General features: G+C 74.4%; 13 protein-coding genes. 4 read left to right on the top strand and 9 right to left on the bottom strand.

Annotation, left to right across the window (positions count from 1 at the left end):
* Positions 1-93: 93 nt before the first annotated feature.
* The 6 genes from ACGF4F_RS19300 to pdhA form a co-directional block, all read right to left on the bottom strand.
* Positions 94-1,929 carry an NHL domain-containing thioredoxin family protein gene (locus ACGF4F_RS19300; RefSeq protein ID WP_357434529.1) on the bottom strand — a complete coding sequence of 612 codons (1,836 nt, stop codon included), beginning with the start codon at positions 1,927-1,929 and terminating at the stop codon, positions 94-96.
* A gap of 119 nt (positions 1,930-2,048) precedes the next feature.
* Positions 2,049-4,697 carry a hypothetical protein gene (locus ACGF4F_RS19295; RefSeq protein ID WP_393078907.1) on the bottom strand — a complete coding sequence of 883 codons (2,649 nt, stop codon included), beginning with the start codon at positions 4,695-4,697 and terminating at the stop codon, positions 2,049-2,051.
* 349 nt (positions 4,698-5,046) lie between these two features.
* A complete protein-coding gene (locus ACGF4F_RS19290; protein WP_187413317.1) occupies positions 5,047-5,184 on the bottom strand; it encodes a hypothetical protein in 138 nt (45 codons plus the stop codon).
* Positions 5,185-5,408: 224 nt separating this feature from the next.
* Positions 5,409-6,839 carry a dihydrolipoamide acetyltransferase family protein gene (locus tag ACGF4F_RS19285; protein ID WP_357434772.1) on the bottom strand — a complete coding sequence of 477 codons (1,431 nt, stop codon included), beginning with the start codon at positions 6,837-6,839 and terminating at the stop codon, positions 5,409-5,411.
* A 5-nt stretch (positions 6,840-6,844) separates the two neighbouring features.
* Positions 6,845-7,834, bottom strand: coding sequence for an alpha-ketoacid dehydrogenase subunit beta (locus tag ACGF4F_RS19280; RefSeq protein WP_357434531.1), 990 nt, complete (start codon positions 7,832-7,834; stop codon positions 6,845-6,847).
* Positions 7,834-9,012: a pyruvate dehydrogenase (acetyl-transferring) E1 component subunit alpha gene (pdhA, locus tag ACGF4F_RS19275; RefSeq protein WP_357434532.1), complete on the bottom strand. Its 1,179-nt coding sequence runs from the start codon at positions 9,010-9,012 to the stop codon at positions 7,834-7,836. Before pdhA ends, ACGF4F_RS19280 begins: the two co-directional genes overlap by 1 nt.
* Before the next feature lie 486 nt (positions 9,013-9,498).
* Between pdhA and ACGF4F_RS19270 the strand changes: the two genes are divergently transcribed.
* Positions 9,499-10,239, top strand: a complete 741-nt coding sequence (locus tag ACGF4F_RS19270; RefSeq protein WP_357434533.1) for a hypothetical protein — start codon at positions 9,499-9,501, stop codon at positions 10,237-10,239.
* A gap of 85 nt (positions 10,240-10,324) precedes the next feature.
* Here ACGF4F_RS19270 and ACGF4F_RS19265 read toward each other — a convergent pair whose 3' ends face one another.
* The 3 genes from ACGF4F_RS19265 to ACGF4F_RS19255 form a co-directional block, all read right to left on the bottom strand.
* Positions 10,325-11,545 carry a hypothetical protein gene (locus tag ACGF4F_RS19265; RefSeq protein ID WP_357434534.1) on the bottom strand — a complete coding sequence of 407 codons (1,221 nt, stop codon included), beginning with the start codon at positions 11,543-11,545 and terminating at the stop codon, positions 10,325-10,327.
* A 51-nt stretch (positions 11,546-11,596) separates the two neighbouring features.
* The gene (locus ACGF4F_RS19260; protein ID WP_393078958.1) at positions 11,597-13,255 is read right to left on the bottom strand and encodes a GTPase; all 1,659 of its coding nucleotides are present in this window, start codon (positions 13,253-13,255) and stop codon (positions 11,597-11,599) included.
* Positions 13,256-13,355: 100 nt separating this feature from the next.
* A complete protein-coding gene (locus tag ACGF4F_RS19255) occupies positions 13,356-15,194 on the bottom strand; it encodes an ABC transporter (protein ID WP_393078902.1) in 1,839 nt (612 codons plus the stop codon).
* 219 nt (positions 15,195-15,413) lie between these two features.
* Here ACGF4F_RS19255 and dnaK point away from each other — a divergent pair, with 219 nt between their 5' ends.
* The 3 genes from dnaK (at position 15,414) to dnaJ (ending at position 19,346) form a co-directional block, all read left to right on the top strand.
* Positions 15,414-17,276, top strand: coding sequence for a molecular chaperone DnaK (gene dnaK, locus ACGF4F_RS19250; protein WP_357434536.1), 1,863 nt, complete (start codon positions 15,414-15,416; stop codon positions 17,274-17,276).
* Positions 17,277-17,323: 47 nt separating this feature from the next.
* Entirely contained in the window at positions 17,324-18,085 is a 762-nt protein-coding gene (gene grpE / locus ACGF4F_RS19245) for a nucleotide exchange factor GrpE (protein WP_357434537.1), read from the top strand.
* A gap of 79 nt (positions 18,086-18,164) precedes the next feature.
* Positions 18,165-19,346 carry a molecular chaperone DnaJ gene (gene dnaJ, locus ACGF4F_RS19240; RefSeq protein ID WP_357434538.1) on the top strand — a complete coding sequence of 394 codons (1,182 nt, stop codon included), beginning with the start codon at positions 18,165-18,167 and terminating at the stop codon, positions 19,344-19,346.
* Positions 19,347-19,371: the final 25 nt, after the last annotated feature.

Genomic DNA, 19,371 nt, shown 5'->3' with positions numbered 1-19,371 from the left:
CGCCCGTCACCCGGGTGAAGATTCGCAACTCCAGGGAAGAGTCCCCTCAGCGCGAGCAGGCGACAGTTTCCGGGAACGGATCTTGAGCGCGGGTCAGGCCTCGTCGAGGCCGCGGAGGATCAGCGGGAGGCGGCTGGTGCCCCCGTCGACCACCCGCACCGGTACGCCCCAGTCCTGCCGGGTCAGGTGGCAGGCCGCGTGCTCGACGTCCGCGTCGCAGGTGGCCGCCTGAGCGGTCACCTGGAGCACGCCCTGCGCGACGGCACCGTTCAGCACCAGCCGGCGGGACAGGTCGGTGGTCGTCCCGGCCCCCTCGACCAGCAGCTCCGGCGGGGAGGCCGACACCACCAGCCGGGTCGACGGGCCGTACGTCTCGTCCAGCTTCTGCCCCGGCGCGGGCGTGAAGATCACGTCGAGGGTCAGCTCGCCGGCCGCCACGTCGGTGGGCTTGCGCTCCAGCTTGTGCCGGGGGCCGTCCACGGTGTTCGCGCCGGCCGCGGTGAGCGCCCCCGGGGCCAACCGGGTCAGCCGGTGCGCGGCCGACTCGAGCACCAGCACCTCGCCCTCGGCGGTGAGCACCACGTCGCTCGGCTCGGCCAGCCCATCCGCCACCGTGGCGACCTGCTCGGTCTCCGGGTCGAAGCGGCGTACCGCGCCGTTGTACGTGTCGGCGATCAGCACCGAACCGTCGGGCAGCGCGCACACCCCCAGTGGATGCTGGAACAACGCCCGGTCGGCCGGGCCGTCGACGTGGCCGAAGTCGAAGAGTCCCTGCCCGACGGAGGTGTGCATCACCCCGTTCTCGACGTAGCGGACGGCGCTGGTCTCGCTGTCGGCGATCCACAGCCGGGTGCCGTCGGCCGAGACCGAGAGGCCGGAGGGCTGGGCCATCCAGACGTCCGGCAGCGGACCGTCGCGCAGCGCCTCGACCGTGGTGCCGGCGTACACGCCGGCGGTCCGCTTGATCGGGTCGAACCACCAGAGCTGGTGGATGCCGGCCATGGCGATGACGACCTTGTCGTCGAACCAGGCGACGTCCCAGGGCGAGGAGAGGTCGATTGAGAGTGCGTCATGGGCGTGGTCGTCGACCGTCGAGCGCCACTGCCGCCCGGTGCCGGCGACCGTGACCACCTCGCCGGTGGCCAGCTTCACGCCGCGCAGCCGGTGGTTGACGGTGTCCGCGACGACCAGGTCATAGCCGGCCACCTCGCCGACGTGCCCGGGAAGCAGGCAGAGCCCCTGCGGCTCGGAGAAGGTGGCACTCTCCGCCGGGCCGTCGTCGGCTCCCCGCGGACCCGACCCGATCCGACGGAGCACCTTCTCGCCGTCCGCGGCCAGCTCGACCAGGGAGTGCCGGGCCGAGTCGGAGACCAGCAGGTTGCCGCCGTCGAGCACGACGGCCTTGCCGGGGAAGCGCAGTGTCGTCTCCGGCTCGGCCGGCGGCACGTACGGGCCCTCGCCCCGGTGCAGGGTGCCCTTCGCCTCGTGGGCGGCGATCAGCTCGTCGATCAGCCGGGCCAGCCCCTCGGCGTGCCCCTCGCCGGCCATGGTCGCCACCACGTACCCCTCGGGGTCGACCACCGAGAGCGTCGGCCAGGCCTTGGCCGCGTACTGCTGCCACATGTCCAGCTCGGGGTCGTCGAGCACCGGGTGGTGCACGCCGTACCGCTCGACGGCCGCCGCGAGCGCCGCCGGGTCCTTCTCGTGCTCGAACTTCGGCGAGTGCACGCCGATCACGACCAGGATGTCGCCGTACTTCTCCTCGAGCGGGCGCAACTCGTCGAGTACGTGCAGGCAGTTGATGCAGCAGAAGGTCCAGAAATCGAGCAAAACGATCTTGCCGCGCAGGTCGGCCAGGGTGACGGCCTTCCCGCCGGTGTTCAGCCAGCCGCGGCCGCGCAGCTCAGGTGCCCGTACTCGTGCGCTCATGCCTTCAGTCTGCCGGACCACGGGCCCCGATTCGGCCGGCACCCCCGGCGGGGTGGATCACATCCGGGACGGACGACGGCGGGGCCACGGACCACCGTGACCCCGCCGTCGGAGAGCTGCTACTTGCCGGCCGGCTTGAGGCAGAGCACCCGGTTTCCCTCGACGCCTTGGAGCTCCACGCTTGGCTGCGTTGGGTCGGCGCACTTGTCCTTGCTGTCGACCTTCGAGACGACCTTGAACGCGCCCGGCTCGGCGCAGTCGGCATCCGCCGCGCCCGTGCCGGACTGCTTGATGCAGGCGCCCACGGCCGGGTTGAACGGAGCCGGCTTGTCGTCCCCGCCGATCTTGCCGAGCAGGGTGAGCAGGCCGAGCGGGACGGCGAGGATCAGCACCGCCACGATCAGCACGACCGCCAGCACCCGGCCGTTGCGAACCTTCGGCGTGGGCGCCTCGGTCTTCGGCTCGGCCTCCGGCTTGAACGCGTCGAAGCGGCCCTGCTCCGGTCCGTTGGCCGGGCCCTGCTGCCAGGCCGGCGGCGCCTGCTGGGGCGGCGGCGGGAACGGGGGAGGGAACCCGCCCGGGCCCGGTTCACCCATCGGTCCCTGCCCGGGTGCGGCAACCGCCGCGCGACCGCCCCCCGGCGCGCCGTACGGGTCACCCGGGCCGGCGGGGGACCCGCCGAACGGGTCGTGCGGACCGCCGGGCCCGCCGTACGGGTCACTCGGGCCGGTGCCGCCGAACGGGTCGGGGTGACCGCCGGGAGCGCCGTACGGGTCGGGGTGACCGCCGGGAGCGCCGTACGGGTCGGGGTGACCGCCGGGAGCGCCGTACGGGTCGGGGTGACCACCGGGAGCGCCGTACGGGTCGGCGTGACCACCGGGAGCGCCGTACGGGTCGTGCTGGCCGCCAGCGTGCCCGTCGCTCTGCGGGTGCACCCCGTTCACCGGGCGGGTGCTGCCGGACGGGTTGGCGAAGGACGGCACGCCGGGCGGGAACGGCGGCGGGGCAGCGGGCGAGGATGGCGGGGCGGACGGCACCGGGGGCGCCGCGGCGAAGCCGTGCGGACGGTCCGGCTCGTCCGTCCGCGAGTGCTCGTCGAAGCGCGGGCCCGGCTCCGGGAAGCCGTCCGCTCCGGGGGCCTCCTCCGGCTCCGGGCGGGTGGGCCGGCCGTACACCCGGGGCTGCGGGGCCGGCACGCCGGCCGCGTGCAGGGCCTGGTCGGCCGGGGGCGTCACCCGGCTGGTCACCGGCACCGAGGCGCTGGCGGAGACGTGACCGCCTGCCTCCGGTGAGGTACGCGGACCCGGCACCACCGGTCCGGCCGGCGACTGGTGCTCGTCGTGCGCCGACTCCGGCCCACCCCAGCCGCCCGACTGCTCCGCCTCGTACGGGTCCCGGTCCGCCGGGGCGAACTGCGCGGGCGGCACGTAGTCGGCGGGCGGCGCCGCGGCCAGCGCGGCGCCCGGCACCCGCTGCTCCTGCGGCGGGAGGGGCACGGCGTTGGCCGGGGAGATGCCCGGACCTGGGGCCGGCTGGTAGCTCGGCGACTCCTCGGGCTGGGCCTCGGCGGCCCGGCCCCACGCCTCGCCGGGCGCCCACGGGTCGGCGTCCGGAATGGCCGGCCGGTCGGGCGTCCACGATGCGGGGCCGTCCTGGTTGTCGCCCCAGGCCGGCGAGTCGGGGGACGGGACCGAGGCGCTGGCCCGGGCTGGCGACTCCGCCGACGGCCAGGCCCCGGACTCGGGCCGGTCGCCAGGCGGCGGGACGGCGGCAGAGGCCCAACCGGGCTGCTGGCCGGCCTCGGCGGCACGGCCGGCGGCCCAGCCGCCGGACCGGTCCGGGTTGTCGTCGTGCGGGGCGGCCGCTCCGGTGTCCCAGCCGCCCGAGCGGGCCGGGTCGTCCTGGCCGGGCCAGGCGTTCTCGGCCGGCACACCCGGTACGGAGACCTTGGCGGCGGCGCGGGCGGACGGCTCGGCGGGCGACCAGGCGGGGGTGCCGTGCTCGCCCGGCTGGCCCCAGGCCGGCTGGTCCTCCTGCGGAGCGGCACCCCAGCCGCCCGAGTGGTTCGCGTCGTCCTGCTGCTGGGCGCCGGTCCCGACGGCCCAGCCGCCGGAGCGGTCGTCCTGCGGGCCGGCCGCGGCGGGCCAGCCGTCCGAGCGCGCCGGGTCGTCGCCCTGCTGGCCGGTGGCCCACGCCTCGTGCGGGGCCGTGGCCGGCGCGGGGACCGAGGCGGCGCCGCGGGCGCCCGCCTCACCGGACTGCGCCCAGGCCGGCTGCTCGCCGGGCGAACCGGCCGGCGGAGCCGCGGCGGCCCAGGCGGGCCCGCCCGGCGCGGCCCCCCAGGCGGGTGGGCCGGGCTCGGCGGCAGCACTCGACGGGCCGGCGGCCCAGGCGGGCGCGCCCTGCTCCTGGGAGGCAGCCTGCGGGGCGGCGGTCCAGGCGGGCGTGCCCTGCTCCTGGGCTCCCCAGCCCGGCTGCGCGGGGCCACCCCAACCCTCGGCGGGCGGCGGCACCTGCGCGGTGGCCCGGCCGGCGGCCTGGCCACCCGGTGGCGCCCAGGCGGCGGGCTGGTCGTCCGGTGCGCCCCAGGCGGGGGCCGACGGGGCGGGCCGCCCGGCCGGCGGCGGCGGTGCCCAGCCCAGGTCGGGAGCGCCGCCGTACCCGTTGCCCTGCTGCGCCGGGCGGTCGCCGTACGGTGCCGGTCCGCCGGCGCCCGACGACGCCTCGCCCGGCTCCTGGCCAGGGCGGTTCGGGGCCTCGGACGTCATGGGTACGCCTCCTCCATCACATGTCGGCCACCGATACCGATCGGGACCGTCGGCCGGTTGCCGGCGTTGCCGGCGGGTAACCGGCCGTGCGGGCTCCCCGCACCGTATCGGGTGGCCGCCGGGAGGCGCCTGGGGGAGCCCCGGTCGCCACTTACCGTGACCGGATGTTGTCGATCGGCTTCTGTCAGTGCGATCGGTCCAGCGGCGGGCGGGTGGCGACCGAGCCCCACCGTACCGGGCGGTGCGGCGAGGTGGAATCCCGGTGTCAATCGACGTGAAACGCCGAAGACCCGCCCGGGGTGACCGGGCGGGTCTTCGAACTGGAGGAGGTGAGGAAAGTTGGGGGGCGTCAGCTCATGTGACGCTGGGCGATGGCGAGAAGCTCCTCGCGGACCGCCGGGGAGTTGGCGGAGCGCAGCGCCTGCTCGATGGCGCGGGCGCGGCGGTTGGCGTCGCGGCGGGTGCGGATTCGCTCGATCATGCTCATCTGGGTCTCTCCTCCTGGCTATTCGGTTGTCAGCCCCTTGATGTCTCTTATTGAAGCACGTAACGCGGCCAACTTCCATCGATTATTAGGTGAGCTGAGCCACGTGCCGAAGGATCGTAGGCTGCCGCCCTTCCGTCGCCGATGATTTCATCCCCCAACGGCAACGGCCGGTGTGCCGGGCGTTCACCCGTGGCACACCGGCCGTTGCCTGGTGTCGTGGACCGTCAGGTCCAGGCGAGCAGCGCCGCCTCCGGATCGGCCAGGAAGTCCCCGATGTCGCGGAGGAACTTCGAGCCCAACTCGCCGTCGATGATCCGGTGGTCGAAGGAGAGGCCCAGCGTGGTGACCAGGCGCGGCTTGACCTTGCCCTTGTGCACCCACGGCAGCTCCCGTACGGCGCCGAAGGCGAGGATGGCCGACTCGCCCGGGGGCAGGATCGGCGTACCGGTGTCGACGCCGAAGACGCCGACGTTGGTGATGGTCAGCGTGCCGCCGGACATGTCGGCCGGGGAGGTGCGGCCGGCCTTCGCCGTCTGCACCAGCGCGGTCAGGGCATCCGCCAGCTCGCGCAGCGAGAGCCGGCCGGCGTCCTTGATGTTCGGCACGATCAGGCCGCGCTCGGTGGCCGCCGCGATGCCCAGGTTGACGTAGTCCTTCACCACGATCTCGTCGCCGGCCCAGGTCGAGTTGACCATCGGGTGGCGCTTGACCGCCAGCAGCACCGCCTTGGCGACCAGCAGCAGCGGCGAGACGCGGACGTCCCGCCACTCGCGCCGCTCGCGGAGCCGGTCCAGGGCCTTCATCGCCCGGGTCACGTCGACCGTCAGGAACTCGGTGACGTGCGGCGCGGTGAACGCCGACCGGGACATGTTCTCCGCGGTGAGCTTGCGTACCCCCTTGACCGGGATGCGCTGCTCGCGGTCGGCGCCGAAGCTCGCGGCCACCGGGGCCGCGACCGTCAGCGGCTCGGCCGCCGCCGGGGCCGACGCGGCCCGCTGGACGTCCTCCCGGGTGATCGAGCCCAGCGGGCCCGAGCCGGCCAGCGCGGCCAGGTCGACGCCGAGGTCCTTGGCGAGCTTGCGGACCGGCGGCTTGGCCAGCACCGGCCCACCGGCCCGGCCGGTGCCGTTCACCACCGGCGCGGGCGACACCGGAGCCGGAACCGGGGCGGCCTGGGTCGGGGCCGCAGCGGCCTGGGCCGGGACGGCGCCCTTGCGCGGCCGGCGCTTGGCCGGCGCGTTCCGCGGGCCGTAGCCGACCAGCACGGCGGTCCGCCCGCCCGGTGCCGCGCCGCCGATGAGGCCCGGTTCGACCATGCCCTCCTCGGGCGCGATCTCGACGGCGGCCAGCGAGGCCGCCGACGGGGTGGGCAGGCCACCGGTCGTGGACTCCTCGATCGGCCCGGCGCCCGGGTCGGTGTCGATCGCGATGATCGGGGTGCCGACTTCGACGGTGGCCCCCTCCGGGTGGAAGATCGCCTGCACCTGGCCGGCCCACTTCGCCGGGATCTCGACCGCCGCCTTGGCGGTCTCCACCTCGACGATCGGCTGGTTCAGCTCGATCACGTCGCCCACCTTGACCAGCCAGGCGAGGATCTCGCCCTCGGTCAGGCCCTCGCCCAGGTCGGGGAGGTTGAACTCCTTGATCCGGGACATCGCGCTCACCAGCCGAAGGTGCGGTCGACGGCGTCGAGCACCCGGTCGAGGTCGGGCAGGTACTCCTCCTCCACCCGGGCGGCCGGGTAGGGGGTGTCGAAGCCGGTGACCCGCAGCACCGGGGACTCCAGGGAGTAGAAGCACTCCTCGGTGATCCGGGCCGCGATCTCGGCACCGAGGCCCAGGTTGCCTGGGGCCTCGTGGACGACCACGCACCGCCCGGTGCGCTTCACCGACTCGTACGCGGAGGTCAGGTCCAGCGGGGAGAGTGAGCGCAGGTCGATGACCTCCAACTCCCGGCCGTCCTCGGCGGCGGCGGTGGCCGCGTCGAGGGCGGTGCGGACCATCGGGCCGTACGCCAGCACGGTGGCGTCGGTGCCCGGCCGGGCGACCCGGGCGGCGTGCAGCGGGTACGCCTCGGCCAGCGGGGCGTCCACGTCGACCTGGCCCTTCTCCCAGTAGCGTCGCTTCGGCTCCAGGAACACGATCGGGTCGTCCGAGGCGATCGCCTGCTGGATCATCGAGTAGCCGTCCTGGGGGCTCGCGCAGGTCACCACCTTCAGGCCGGCGGTGTGCGCGAAGTACGCCTCGGGCGACTCCGAGTGGTGCTCGACCGCGCCGATGCCGCCGCCGTACGGGATCCGGATGACCATGGGGATCCGGACCTTGCCCTGCGAGCGGTAGTGCATCTTCGCCACCTGCGCCACGATCTGGTCGTACGCCGGGTAGACGAAGCCGTCGAACTGGATCTCGCAGACCGGCCGGAAGCCGCGGATGGCCAGGCCGACCGCGGTGCCGATGATGCCGGACTCGGCGAGCGGGGTGTCGATCACCCGCTGGTCGCCGAAGTCCTTCTGCAGGCCGTCGGTGATCCGGAACACGCCGCCGAGCTTGCCGACGTCCTCGCCCATGATCACGACCTTCGGGTCGTGCTCCAGGGCCTTGCGCAGGCCGGCGTTGAGGGCCTTGCCGAGGGTGAGCGTCTCCGTGGCCATCAGTGCGCGCTCCCCTCGAACGACTCCAGGTACTTGGTGAACTGGGCCCGCTGCTCGTCGAGCTCCGGGGACCCGGTGGGGTAGACGTGGTCGAACATGGTCACCGGCTCCGGGTTCGGCATGGCGAGCACCCGCTCGCGCAGGTGCACCGACTCGGCGCGGGCCTGCTCGTCGACCTCGGCGAAGAACGACTCGTCGGCGATCCGCTGCTTGGTCAGGAACGCCTTCATCCGGGCGATCGGGTCCTTGGCCCGCCAGGCCTCGACCTCGCTGGCGATCCGGTAGCGGGTCGGGTCGTCGGAGGTGGTGTGTGCCCCCATCCGGTAGGTGTACGCCTCGATCAGGCTCGGGCCCTGGCCGTGCCGCGCGTTGTCCAGCGCGTGCCGGGTCACCGCGTACGACGCGAGCACGTCGTTGCCGTCCACCCGGACGCCGGGGAAGCCGAAGCCGCCCGCCCGCTGGTAGAGCGGGACGCGGGTCTGCCGCTCCAGCGGCTCGGAGATGGCGTACTGGTTGTTCTGGCAGAAGAAGACCAGCGGGGCGTTGAAGACGCTGGCCCAGACGAACGCCTCGTTGACGTCGCCCTGGCTGGTGGCGCCGTCACCGAAGTACGCGATCACCGCCTCGCCGTCGTCGCTGCCGGTCTTGCCGTCCATGGCGACACCCATGGCGTACCCGGTCGCGTGCAGGGTCTGCGCCCCGATGACGATCGTGTACATGTTGAACTTGAACTCGTTCGGGTCCCAGCCGCCCTGGTCGACGCCGCGGAACAGGCCGAGCGGCATGATCGGGTCGATGCCCCGGCAGTAGAGGACGCCGTGCTCCCGGTAGGTGGGGAAGGCCATGTCCTGGGTACGCAGCGCGCGGCCGGAGCCGACCTGCGCCGCCTCCTGGCCCAGCAGGCTGGCCCACAGGCCCAGCTCGCCCTGGCGCTGCAGCGCCGTGGCCTCCGCGTCGAGCTTGCGGACCAGCACGAGGTCGCGGTACAGCCCGCGGTACTCCTCGTCGGTGAAGTCGACGCGGTACTCGGTCCCGTCCGGGCCGAGTGCGCTCTCGATCCGCTCGCCCTCAGGCGTGAGCAGCTGTACGAGTTCCGGCTCGCCTGCTACGGCGGCACGCTTGGAACGGGGTGCGGCCCGCCGGCCGCGGCTGGTGACCCCGGGGTCGCCCTTTGCCATCCGTCTCTCCCTGTCTGGTCTGCGCCGGCGCCGGGGGTGACCCGTGCCGCGCACATCGTGCGCCGCCCGGCTCGAGCCGGGCTGGTTCCTGGCGGCCGCGCCTAGCCCCGGTGAGGGTTGCCGCGCGGCGTGAGCCGGGTCCGTGGGGGAACCCGACCCGGGAGCGCCGGCGCCGTTCCGCACCGCCGCGAGGTATGCGGAGGTGGCGGCTGCGTTGCCGTCGTGCCTGAATGATTGCAGAGGTCGTGAGCGGGCCCACAGTATGGCCTCCCCCGCCGGTGAAGTTCGGTCTGGTTCGCGACGCATGGGTTTTTTGTCGCGCAAGTTCTCATGAGTCGACGGACACCGGGTGTGTCGACACGCGGTGACGGCTGGTGAACTGAGCGTCGCTGGTTCAAGCTGACTGGTGTTCCATGACGAGGCGTTTGATGGCCTTTGTCCAGCTTGGATGAGCGTGCCGTCGTGTCGACGTACGAGGAGTGTGCGGTGTCCCAGCCAGCAGAGGGTCCCGGTGCCCCGCTCCTCGGCCACCACCGCGCGTCGCCCCGGGCCGCGTACCGACGGGTGGTCGGGGCGCACCGCGCGCCCGGCCTGAACTCCCCGAGCCGGGGCTATCTCTTCACCGTCGCGTTGCTCGCCGGCACCGCGTCCATGCCGATCCTGGCCGCGATCAGCGCCGGGTCGGCGACCGTGGGCAACAGCGCCCTCCCGGACAGCAGCACCCCGTTCATCCCGACCCCCTCGGTCGGCCCGGTGGTCATCCAGGGCACCCAGCCCCCGGTCGTCCCCACCCGGACGCCCGTGGCCGACGCCGCCAGCCTGCCGGCCCTCGCCGCCGCCCCCGCCCTGCCCGACGACGCCGACCTGGGCTCGCGCCGGCGGCCCCGGCCGACCGCACCCGCGAAGGTGCCCAGCCGCCCCAGGCCGACCATCCCGCCGCGCCCGTCGCCGGTCCCGTCACCCTCGCCGTCGGCCTCCGACCCGGCCACGCCGGACCCGACGCCGAGCCCCACGGCCGAGCCGACCAGCACCCTCTCCGAGCCGGCGACCGATCCCTCCACCACCCCGAGCGCGCAGCCCAGCGCGACCACGTCACCGGACAACTCGCCGCCGCCGACCAGCGCGCCGCCCGAGGAGACGCCCGGGCCGACCCTCCGCCCCACCGCCGAACCGGGCCCGAGCGCCACCGTGCCGGCCACCCACCGGCTGCGTACCGGAGCACCCTGATTCACGGAAGGAGTGGCCTCCAGCGCGGAAGGCCACTCCTTCTGGGAATCTGCGCGATCGCGGGCGGGGTGCCCCGCCGGCCGCCTCAGGCCGGGTCGTCGGTGAGGCGGTGCCGATTGGCCTCGATCCACGCGTCCAGGGCGGCCGGATCGTCGGGGTCGACGCCGTCCGCCATGAGCTGGGCGACCGCGGCGGTGGCGGGGCTGCGCCGCTCCCCGGTGGTGTAGAGCCGGGCGAACTCCGGGACCATCTCCTCGATCGCCTCGTCCGTCCGTCGGACCGCCGCCGCCGGCAGGCCCCGCTGGCGGGCCGCGTACGCCGCCCAGCCGCGCAGCACCCGGGGCAGCATCGCCGCGTCGTCCATGTCCAGCACGGCCCGGCGGTGCACCCAGTCCAGCAGGAACAGCTCGGCCACGGTCGGGCTCCAACGCATCGGGTCGGCGTCCGGGAAGCTGGCCGCATGGTCGAGCAGCAGGCCCAGGCAGAAGTGCAGCGAGGCCAGCTCCGCGTCGGCCACCGTGTCCAGGCCGAACCGGGCGGCTTCCGGCGCGGCGAGGAAGGCCCGCACCAACCGGGTCCGTTCCGCGTCGGTGGGCGGCGGGGCGTCCCCGACGCCGCCCCGGGCCGGGCCCGGCAGGGCGGCCAACCGCGCGCCGACCAGCGCCCGGTCGGTGGCCAGGGAGCCCTGGGCGGGCAGCTCCCCGAGGTCGTCGGTGACCGCGAGGTGTCGGCGCACCTCCGCGTGCATCCGGGCCGGGTCCTCGGTACGGAACCAGGTCAGCTCGTCCTCGGTGCAGATCTGGCGGGCCTGCTCGACGATCCGCCCGGCGGGACCGCCGACGAAGACGTCCTTGGTGATGCCGATGTTGTGGTCGACCAGGGCCACCAGGGCATGCTCCGGGCCGCCCTCGGCGTCGTCGTAGGCGAACGTGGCCAGGTAGGAGGTCTGGTCGCCGTACACGTCCCCGTACGCCCAGGCGCCGGTGAGGTGCACCCGCCCGAGCTGTCCGGCCCAGTTCGGGGCGTACGCGCCGGGGCGTACCCGGGTGGCGCCCTCGGCGTCCGGTACCAGTGCGGCGAAGACTGCGCGGATCGTGGTGGCGGCGGCGCTGCGGCGGCGGGACGTGGCGGCCAGGAAGCCGGCCACGAACTCGCGGACGGCGTTCTCCCGGTCGGACTCCGCCACCGCGTAGACGCTGCCTAGCAGCGCGGCGCCGAGCATCTCGGCGTCGAGGGCGGAGTCGAGCCTCGTCACGTCGCGAGCGGCGTGCAGCACCGCCTCGTAGGGGGTCTGTGGCGTGGCCATGCACCGACCCTACGCCGGTCGGCCGGTCCGGACACGGTCCAGCGCGCGGGCTCAGCGGCGGGTGGCGTCCTGCAGCGCCTGCCGGGCCTCGGCGTAGTGGCCCAGCACCGCCCAGACCGGGTCCAGCACGTACTTCTCGCCGACGCGGCCCACCGAGGTCAGCAGCCGCCCCTCGGCCCGCTGCCGGGCGCGCCCGGCAGCCCACCTGATCACCGGCCGGCTCAGCGCCGCCAGCAGCAGCCCGGCGAGCAGGCCGCCGAGAAGCAGCACGGTCGGCCAGGGCACCTCGCCGAGCCTCGGCTGCTCCAGCGCTGGCAGGCCCAGCGCGCGCAGCGCGTAACCCAGCGCCAGCCAGCCCAGCCCGGCCAGCGCGGCGAGGGTGACCAGCCACTGGAGGCCGCCCACCACCCGCCACCAGGTCGGTCGTCGGGCCATCCCCAGGTCGGTGGCGGCGACCGCGTGGTCCAGCGCGTCCGGCAGGTCGGCCAGCCGGGACCGGGCCGCGGCGGTCATCGCGGCCGGCCAGGGTGCCGGCAGGCCCGCGGCGGCACGGTCGGCCACCGCGCGGACGGCCAGGTTGAGCGCCGAACGCTGCGCGGCGGTGGCATCGGGTACGGAGGTCGCCGCGACCAGGCTCTCCGCCGGCGCGGCGGCGTCCCCGCCGGGCAGGTGCAGCCGGCGCAGCGGGTCCGGCCGGAGCCTCCGCCAGCCGCGGACCAGCGGCCAGCCGGTCGTTCCGCCGGCCCGGTGCCGGTACGCCGCCTCGACCGCCTCGGCCACCGTCGGCACCCCGGCCGCCCCGGCCAGCGCCGCGGTGAGTTCCTTCGTCGCGCGGTCGTCGGGGCCGGTGCGTGGCGGCTCCGGCCCCACCAGTTCCGCCAGCCCGGCCACCACCGCGTCCACGTCGCCGGTCAGCCGGCGTAGGGCGGCCTGCCGTTCGGCGACCGTCTTCTCCAGCTCGGCGCGGAGCCCGTCCAGGCTGGCCGGGTCCACCGCCACGGTGGGCAGCAGCGGCACCCCGGTCAGCCCGTCGGCGTCGAGCAGCCGGCGCAGGTCACCGAGGACCCGGGGCAGCTCGGCCGGGGGCAGCCGGTCAGCCTGGTTGAGCACCACCACCGTCACGTCCTTGTGCCGATGGAACTCGCGCAGGTAGTTGGTGTGGATCACGCGGTCCGCGTACTTCTGCGGGTCGACCACCCAGACGACCAGGTCGACCAGGCCGAGCAGCCGGTCCACCTCCAGCCGGTGGGCGCGCTGCACCGAGTCGAAGTCGGGCAGGTCCAGCAGGACCAGGCCGTGCAGGGCCGACTCGTCGTCGCCGTCGAGGGCGCTCTCCCGGACGAACCGGTGCCGGGGCAGCACCCCGATCCAGTCGAGCAGTCGGGCCGCGCCGTTCAGCGGCCCCCAGACGCAGGCGTGCGCGACCCCGGTGGTCGGCCGGCGGACGCCGACCGGCGAGAGGTCCAGCCGGGCGAGGGCGTTGAACAGGCTCGACTTGCCGCTGCCGGTCGCCCCGGCCAGGGCGACCACGGTGTGGTGCCCGGACAGCGCGAGCCGGGTGCCGGCCCGTTCGACCACGGTGTGCGCGGTGACGAGTTGGGAGTCGGGCACCTGGCCGCCCACCGCATCGAGGAAGCGCTGGACCGCCTGCAGGCGCGTGACCAGGACGTCCGGGTCGACCCGCTGGTCGCCGCGGAACGCCTCGCGCATCCGACCGACGATGTTGCTCACCTCGGCCCACCTTCGTCTCCGGCCCACCCGGCCGAGCGGCGTCCCGCCCGGGCCCCGGCCCGGCCTGTGGTCGGCGTGCTCACCGGTGGCCACCCTGGTCGACGGCGGGCAGCACCGGCCCGTCCGCACGGGTCAGTCCGCTGCGGTGCCGGGCCTTCTCCACCTCGTTGGCCGCCCGGCGCAGGTCGGCGCCGGCCTCGACGCCCGGGCGGGCCGCCTCGGTGCGGGCGAGGAACCGGGCGGCCTCCTCCGCCAGCAGCGTGCCGATCCGGTCGAGCAGGTCCGCCCGGGCCTTGGTCGCCAGGTTCCGGACCGCCTGGTCCCCGAAGATCGCCTGCAGGACCGCCTGCCCGGCGACCGCGGTGCCGGCGCCGGTGGCGACCTCCAGCCCGGTCGGGATGAAGGCGGTGGAGGCGAACACCCCGATCATGACCGCCAGCCCGGTGGCGTTGACCGCGTACGCGGCCGTTCGGGCCACGAAGCGGCGGTCCCCGCCCTCGGCCCGGACCAGCTCCAGCACCCCGCGCTGCCAGTCGCGGACGAGTCGCTCGGCGCGCGCGGGCAGGTCGGCCGAGGCGTGGGCCAGCTCCGGTTCGAGCAGCGCCGCACCGGCCGGGTGCGCCTTCCACCCGGTGTACGCGTGCTCCGCCGCCTCGGCGGCCACCCCGCGCAGCAGCGTCACGAGCTGAGACTCGATGGCCGTCCGCAACTCGGCGGCGGGGGCCGGACGCCCGGTGAACCTGCCCACCACCCGGTCGCGCAGCCGGCTGATCCGGGCTTCCAGGGTGCGGAAGAACTCGCCCGTGCCGACGAACTCCTGCCAGCGGGCCAGCACCTCGCCGCGGAGCAGCCGGCCGTCCTTGAGCCCCTCCGCGACGGTCCGCTGCGCCCCCCGGTAGGCCGCCCGCACCCGCTCGTCCAGCGCGTCGGCGGCGGCCACCTGCTCATCGGCGGCGTCGGCCAGCCCCTCCACGGTGGGGTGCAGGGCGGCGAGCGCGCCGTCCAGGGTCTGCCGGACGACGGCGGAGCGGGCCTCGGCGTCCGCCGCGAGCCGGGCGAACCAGGTGCTCAGCGGGGCGGTGACCTTGTCGGGGAGCAGCCCCTGCCCGTCGACCCAGGTCTCCGGCAGTACGAAGAGCGGCGCGGCGCCGAGGTCCTGGGCGGCGAGCATCTCCGACAGGTGGGCGGCGATCTCGTCGGCCGCCTCCGGCGGCACCCGGTCCAGGACCATGGCGATCACCGTGCCGCGGGCCCGGGCGCCGCGCAGCAGCTCCCAGGGGACGGCGTCGGCGTACCGGGCGGCGGTGGTGACGAAGAGCCAGAGGTCGGCGGCGGCCAGGAGCTGCCCGGCGAGCGCCCGGTTGGCGTCGACCACCGAGTCGATGTCGGGCGCGTCGAGGAAGGCCAGCCCGGCCGGCAGCGCGGGCGCGGTGATCAGGTGCAGCGTGCCCGGGTGCTCGCTCGGCTCGTTGGTCCGGGTCAGGCCCGGCAGCAGGTCGCCCCGGCGGAACCACGCGGCGTCGGCCGGGTTGCAGACCAGCACCGGCGACCGGGTGGTGGGGCGGAGCACCCCGGCGGCGCTCACCCGCGCCTGGACGAGGCTGTTGACCAGGGTCGACTTGCCGGCGCCGGTCGAGCCGCCGACCACCACGAGCAGCGGGGCGTCGAGCCGGGCGAGCCGAGGGAGCAGATAGTCGTCGAGCTGGTCGGTGAGGCTGGCGGCGGCGCGCCGGGCGGGCTCCGCCGCGGGCAGGGTGAGCGGGAACCGCGCCGCCCCGATCGCGGCCCGCAGGCCGGCGAGCGCGGCGGGCAGGCCCTCGGCGCCGGTGGCGGGCGGGTCCTCCCCGGCGTCGGGTCCGGAGCGGGCTGCGACGGCGGGCGTGCCGGAATGGGTGGCGGAATCGCCATGCGTCGTCACCGCTAAAGCGTGCCCGACCGATGCAAGGGAAGACAACCGGACGGTAATAACGGTCAGGTTGCGTCGGGTCGACTCAACCTCGACTTGCGGTTTGCCGGCCGCGTGGCACTATTGAGTCCGGTCCACTCAACTTGTGGTGCGGTCGCTGCGGGCGACCCGCCGGGCAGCTCGGGGGCGAGGCTCCTGACCTGCTCACCGTTACGAAGCGAGGAAGCGAACATGGCACGTGCGGTCGGCATCGACCTCGGCACGACGAACTCCTGCGTCAGCGTTCTCGAGGGCGGTGAGCCCACCGTCATCGCCAACGCTGAGGGCTCGCGGACGACCCCCTCGATCGTCGCGTTCGCCCGCAACGGGGAGGTGCTCGTCGGTGAGGTCGCCAAGCGCCAGGCGGTGACCAACCCCGACCGGACCATCCGCTCGGTCAAGCGGGAGATCGGCACCAACTGGACCGTCGACATCGACGGCAAGAAGTACACCCCGCAGGAGATCTCGGCCCGCACGCTGATGAAGCTCAAGCGGGACGCCGAGGCGTACCTGGGCGAGCAGATCACCGACGCGGTGATCACTGTCCCCGCCTACTTCAACGACGGGCAGCGCCAGGCCACCAAGGAGGCCGGTGAGATCGCCGGCTTCAACGTGCTGCGGATCGTCAACGAGCCGACCGCGGCCGCCCTGGCGTACGGCCTGGACAAGGGTTCCAAGGAGCAGACCGTTCTGGTCTTCGACCTGGGTGGCGGCACCTTCGACGTCTCGCTGCTCGAGCTGGCCGAGGGTGTCATCGAGGTCAAGTCCACCAGCGGTGACAACCACCTCGGTGGTGACGACTGGGACCAGCGGATCATCGACCACCTGGTGAAGACCTTCCGTGGCGAGCACGGCATCGACCTGTCCCAGGACAAGATGGCGATGCAGCGGCTCAGGGAGGCGGCCGAGAAGGCCAAGATCGAGCTGTCCGCGGCCACCACCACCAACATCAACCTGCCGTACATCACCGCCGGTTCCGCCGGCCCGCTGCACCTCGACGTGACCCTGAGCCGCGCCGAGTTCCAGCGGATGACGCAGGATCTGCTGGACCGCTGCAAGGGCCCGTTCGAGCAGGCCGTGAAGGACGCCGGGATCAAGGTCTCGGACGTCGAGCACGTCATCCTGGTCGGCGGCTCGACCCGGATGCCGGCCGTGACCGACCTGGTCAAGCAGCTCACCGGCAAGGAGCCCAACAAGGGCGTGAACCCGGACGAGGTCGTCGCCGTCGGCGCCGCCCTGCAGGCCGGTGTGCTCAAGGGTGAGGTGAAGGACGTCCTGCTGCTCGACGTGACCCCGCTGAGCCTGGGCATCGAGACCAAGGGCGGCATCTTCACCAAGCTGATCGAGCGCAACACCACCATCCCGACCAAGCGCTCCGAGGTCTTCACCACGGCGGACGACAACCAGCCGTCGGTGCTGATCCAGGTGTTCCAGGGCGAGCGGGACATCGCGGCCTACAACAAGAAGCTCGGCACCTTCGAGCTGACCGGCCTCCCGCCGGCGCCGCGCGGCGTGCCGCAGATCGAGGTCACCTTCGACATCGACGCCAACGGCATCGTCAACGTGCACGCCAAGGACCTGGGCACCGGCAAGGAACAGAAGATGACGATCACCGGCGGCTCCTCGCTGCCGAAGGACGACATCGAGCGGATGCGCCGGGACGCCGAGGAGCACGCCGAGGAGGACAAGCGGCGCCGCGACGAGGCGGAGACCCGCAACGTGGCCGAGGCGCTCCAGTGGCAGACCGAGAAGTTCCTCGCCGAGAGCGGCGACAAGCTGCCCAGCGAGAACCGGGACCAGCTCAACGAGGCGCTCGGCGAGCTGCGCAGCGCGCTCGGCGGCCAGGACATCGACAAGATCAAGGCGGCCCACGAGCGGCTGGCCCAGGTCTCCCAGCAGGCCGGCTCGCTGCTCTACTCGCAGCAGCAGGGCGAGCAGGGTGCGCCGGGCGCGGCCGGGCCGGGCGCCGGTGCGACCGGTGCGACGGGTGGCGCGAAGGCCGGCGGCGCCGACGACGTGGTCGACGCGGAGATCGTGGACGAGGACAAGAAGTGACCTTCCGTCCCGGACACGAACGCACGGCAGAAGGATGAGGTAACCGCATGACGGAGAAGCCACGAGCGGCCGACCCGGGCTCCACCGGGTCGGCGCCGGGTGGCTCGGCGAGCGCCGGGCCGGGCGCCGGCGACGAGCCGCGGATCGTCATCCGAGACAAGCGCAGAATCGGCAAGACCACCGAGCAGCCCGCGGCGGACGCCGCAGCCGCGGACGCCGCGGCCGACGCGCCCGCCGAGGGGCTGGTCGAGGAGACCGAGGTCGTGGTCGACGAGATCGAGACCGAGGCGCCGGTCTCCGGTCCGCCGGTCGTCGACGCGCCGGCCGAGCCGACCGAGGAGGTCGAGGAGGTCGTCAAGCCGGGCGGGCCGCTCGGTGCCGAGCTGGAGGCGCTCCGGGCCGAGCTGGACGAGCGGACCCGGGATGTGCAGCGGGTGTCGGCCGAGTATGCCAACTACCGCAAGCGGGTCGACCGCGACCGCGCCCTGGTCCAGGAGCAGGCGACCGGCTCGGTGCTGACCGCGCTGCTGCCGATCCTCGACGACCTGGACCGGGCCCGCGAGCACGGCGACCTGGTGGGCGGGTTCGGCTCGGTGGCCGAGCAGCTCACCACGGCGCTGGGCAAGTTCGGCCTGACCGCGTTCGGCGAGCAGGGCGACCCGTTCGATCCGACCCGGCACGAGGCGGTGGCCCACCAGACCTCCGCCGACGTGACCGAACCGACCTGCGTGCAGGTCATGCGCCGGGGTTACCAGCTCGGCGAACGGCTGCTGCGGCCGGCCCTGGTCGCGGTCGCCGACCCCGAGTAGTGCCGACCCGTGACGTCCCGCCCGCCCGCACCGGGCGGGCGGGACGACCGGGGTACGTCCCGTGGAAGGGGGTGGACGGGTGAGTTCCAAGGACTGGATCGAGAAGGACTACTACGCCGTGCTGGGCGTGGAGAAGTCCGCCTCCTCCGACGAGATCAAGAAGTCGTACCGGAAGCTGGCCCGGGAGTCGCACCCGGACCACAACCCCGGCGACCCGAAGGCCGAGGAACGGTTCAAGGCCGTCTCCGAGGCGTACGCCGTGCTCGGCGAGGAGAAGAAGCGCCGCGAGTACGACGAGATGCGGTCGCTGTTCGGCTCGGGCGCGTTTCGCCGCAGCGCCCGTACCGGTGGCCAGCCGGGCGGCATGCCGTTCGACGTCTCCGACCTGTTCGGCGGCGCGGCCGGCGGCACCGACACCCGGTTCGGTGGCGGTGGGTTCACCGACCTGTTCAGCTCGATCTTCTCGGGCGGCGGCGCCGGTCCGGCCCGCGCTCGCGGCCCGGCACGCGGCCGGGACGTCGAGGCCGAGGTGGCGCTCGACTTCGAGGACGCGGTACGCGGCGTCACGCTGCCGCTGACGCTGCGCGCCCCCGGGGTCTGCGACACCTGCCACGGCAATGGCGCCAAGCCGGGCACCCAGCCGGTGGCCTGCCCGGTCTGCCAGGGCGCCGGGGTGACCACCCGCAACCAGGGGTCGTTCAGCTTCTCCGAGCCGTGCCGCAACTGCCAGGGCGTCGGCACGATCGTCGAGGAGAAGTGCCCGGAGTGCCACGGCACCGGCGGGGTCACCAAGACCCGCACGCTGAACGTGCGCTTTCCGGCCGGGGTGGCCGACGGCCAGCGGATCCGGCTGGCCGGCCGGGGCGAACCGGGCGAGCGGGGCGGCCCGGCGGGCGACCTGTTCGTCCACGTGAAGGTCCGCCCGGACGAGATGTTCGGGCGCTCCGGGGACGATCTGACCCTGACCGTGCCGATCACGTTCGCCGAGGCGGTGCTCGGCACCGACCTGCGCGTACCGACCCTGGACGGGACGGTGACCCTGCGGGTGCCGGCGGGTACTCCGAGCGGCCGGGTGCTGCGGGCCCGGGGCAAGGGCGTGGTACGCAAGGACGGCCGCGCCGGTGACCTGCTGGTCACCCTCGACGTGGTGGTCCCGGCGAAGGTGTCGGACGAGGCGCGGGCGGCGCTTGAGGCGTTCGCGGAACAGACCCCGCCCGCCGCGCGGGAACATCTCGACGCCCGGGTGCGTCGGTTCAGTTGACCGGTGAAGGCAGCGGAGGTGAGCG

Origin of the sequence: Micromonospora sp. NPDC047740, from assembly GCF_043204735.1 — a bacterium.
Taxonomy (GTDB): domain Bacteria; phylum Actinomycetota; class Actinomycetes; order Mycobacteriales; family Micromonosporaceae; genus Micromonospora.
Note: the sequence above shows the minus strand (reverse complement) of the source record. Positions and strands in the feature narration are given on the sequence as shown.

Excerpts from the sequence above, each read along its gene's own strand:
- ACGF4F_RS19300 (WP_357434529.1), bottom strand. The coding sequence starts at position 1,929 with ATGAGCGCACGAGTACGGGCACCTGAGCTGCGCGGCCGCGGCTGGCTG.
- ACGF4F_RS19285 (WP_357434772.1), bottom strand. The coding sequence starts at position 6,839 with ATGTCCCGGATCAAGGAGTTCAACCTCCCCGACCTGGGCGAGGGCCTG.
- ACGF4F_RS19265 (WP_357434534.1), bottom strand. The coding sequence starts at position 11,545 with ATGGCCACGCCACAGACCCCCTACGAGGCGGTGCTGCACGCCGCTCGC.
- ACGF4F_RS19260 (WP_393078958.1), bottom strand. The coding sequence starts at position 13,255 with ATGCGCGAGGCGTTCCGCGGCGACCAGCGGGTCGACCCGGACGTCCTG.
- dnaK (WP_357434536.1), top strand. The coding sequence starts at position 15,414 with ATGGCACGTGCGGTCGGCATCGACCTCGGCACGACGAACTCCTGCGTC.
- ACGF4F_RS19295 (WP_393078907.1), bottom strand. The coding sequence starts at position 4,697 with ATGACGTCCGAGGCCCCGAACCGCCCTGGCCAGGAGCCGGGCGAGGCG.
- pdhA (WP_357434532.1), bottom strand. The coding sequence starts at position 9,012 with ATGGCAAAGGGCGACCCCGGGGTCACCAGCCGCGGCCGGCGGGCCGCA.
- ACGF4F_RS19290 (WP_187413317.1), bottom strand. The coding sequence starts at position 5,184 with ATGAGCATGATCGAGCGAATCCGCACCCGCCGCGACGCCAACCGCCGC.
- ACGF4F_RS19280 (WP_357434531.1), bottom strand. The coding sequence starts at position 7,834 with ATGGCCACGGAGACGCTCACCCTCGGCAAGGCCCTCAACGCCGGCCTG.
- grpE (WP_357434537.1), top strand. The coding sequence starts at position 17,324 with ATGACGGAGAAGCCACGAGCGGCCGACCCGGGCTCCACCGGGTCGGCG.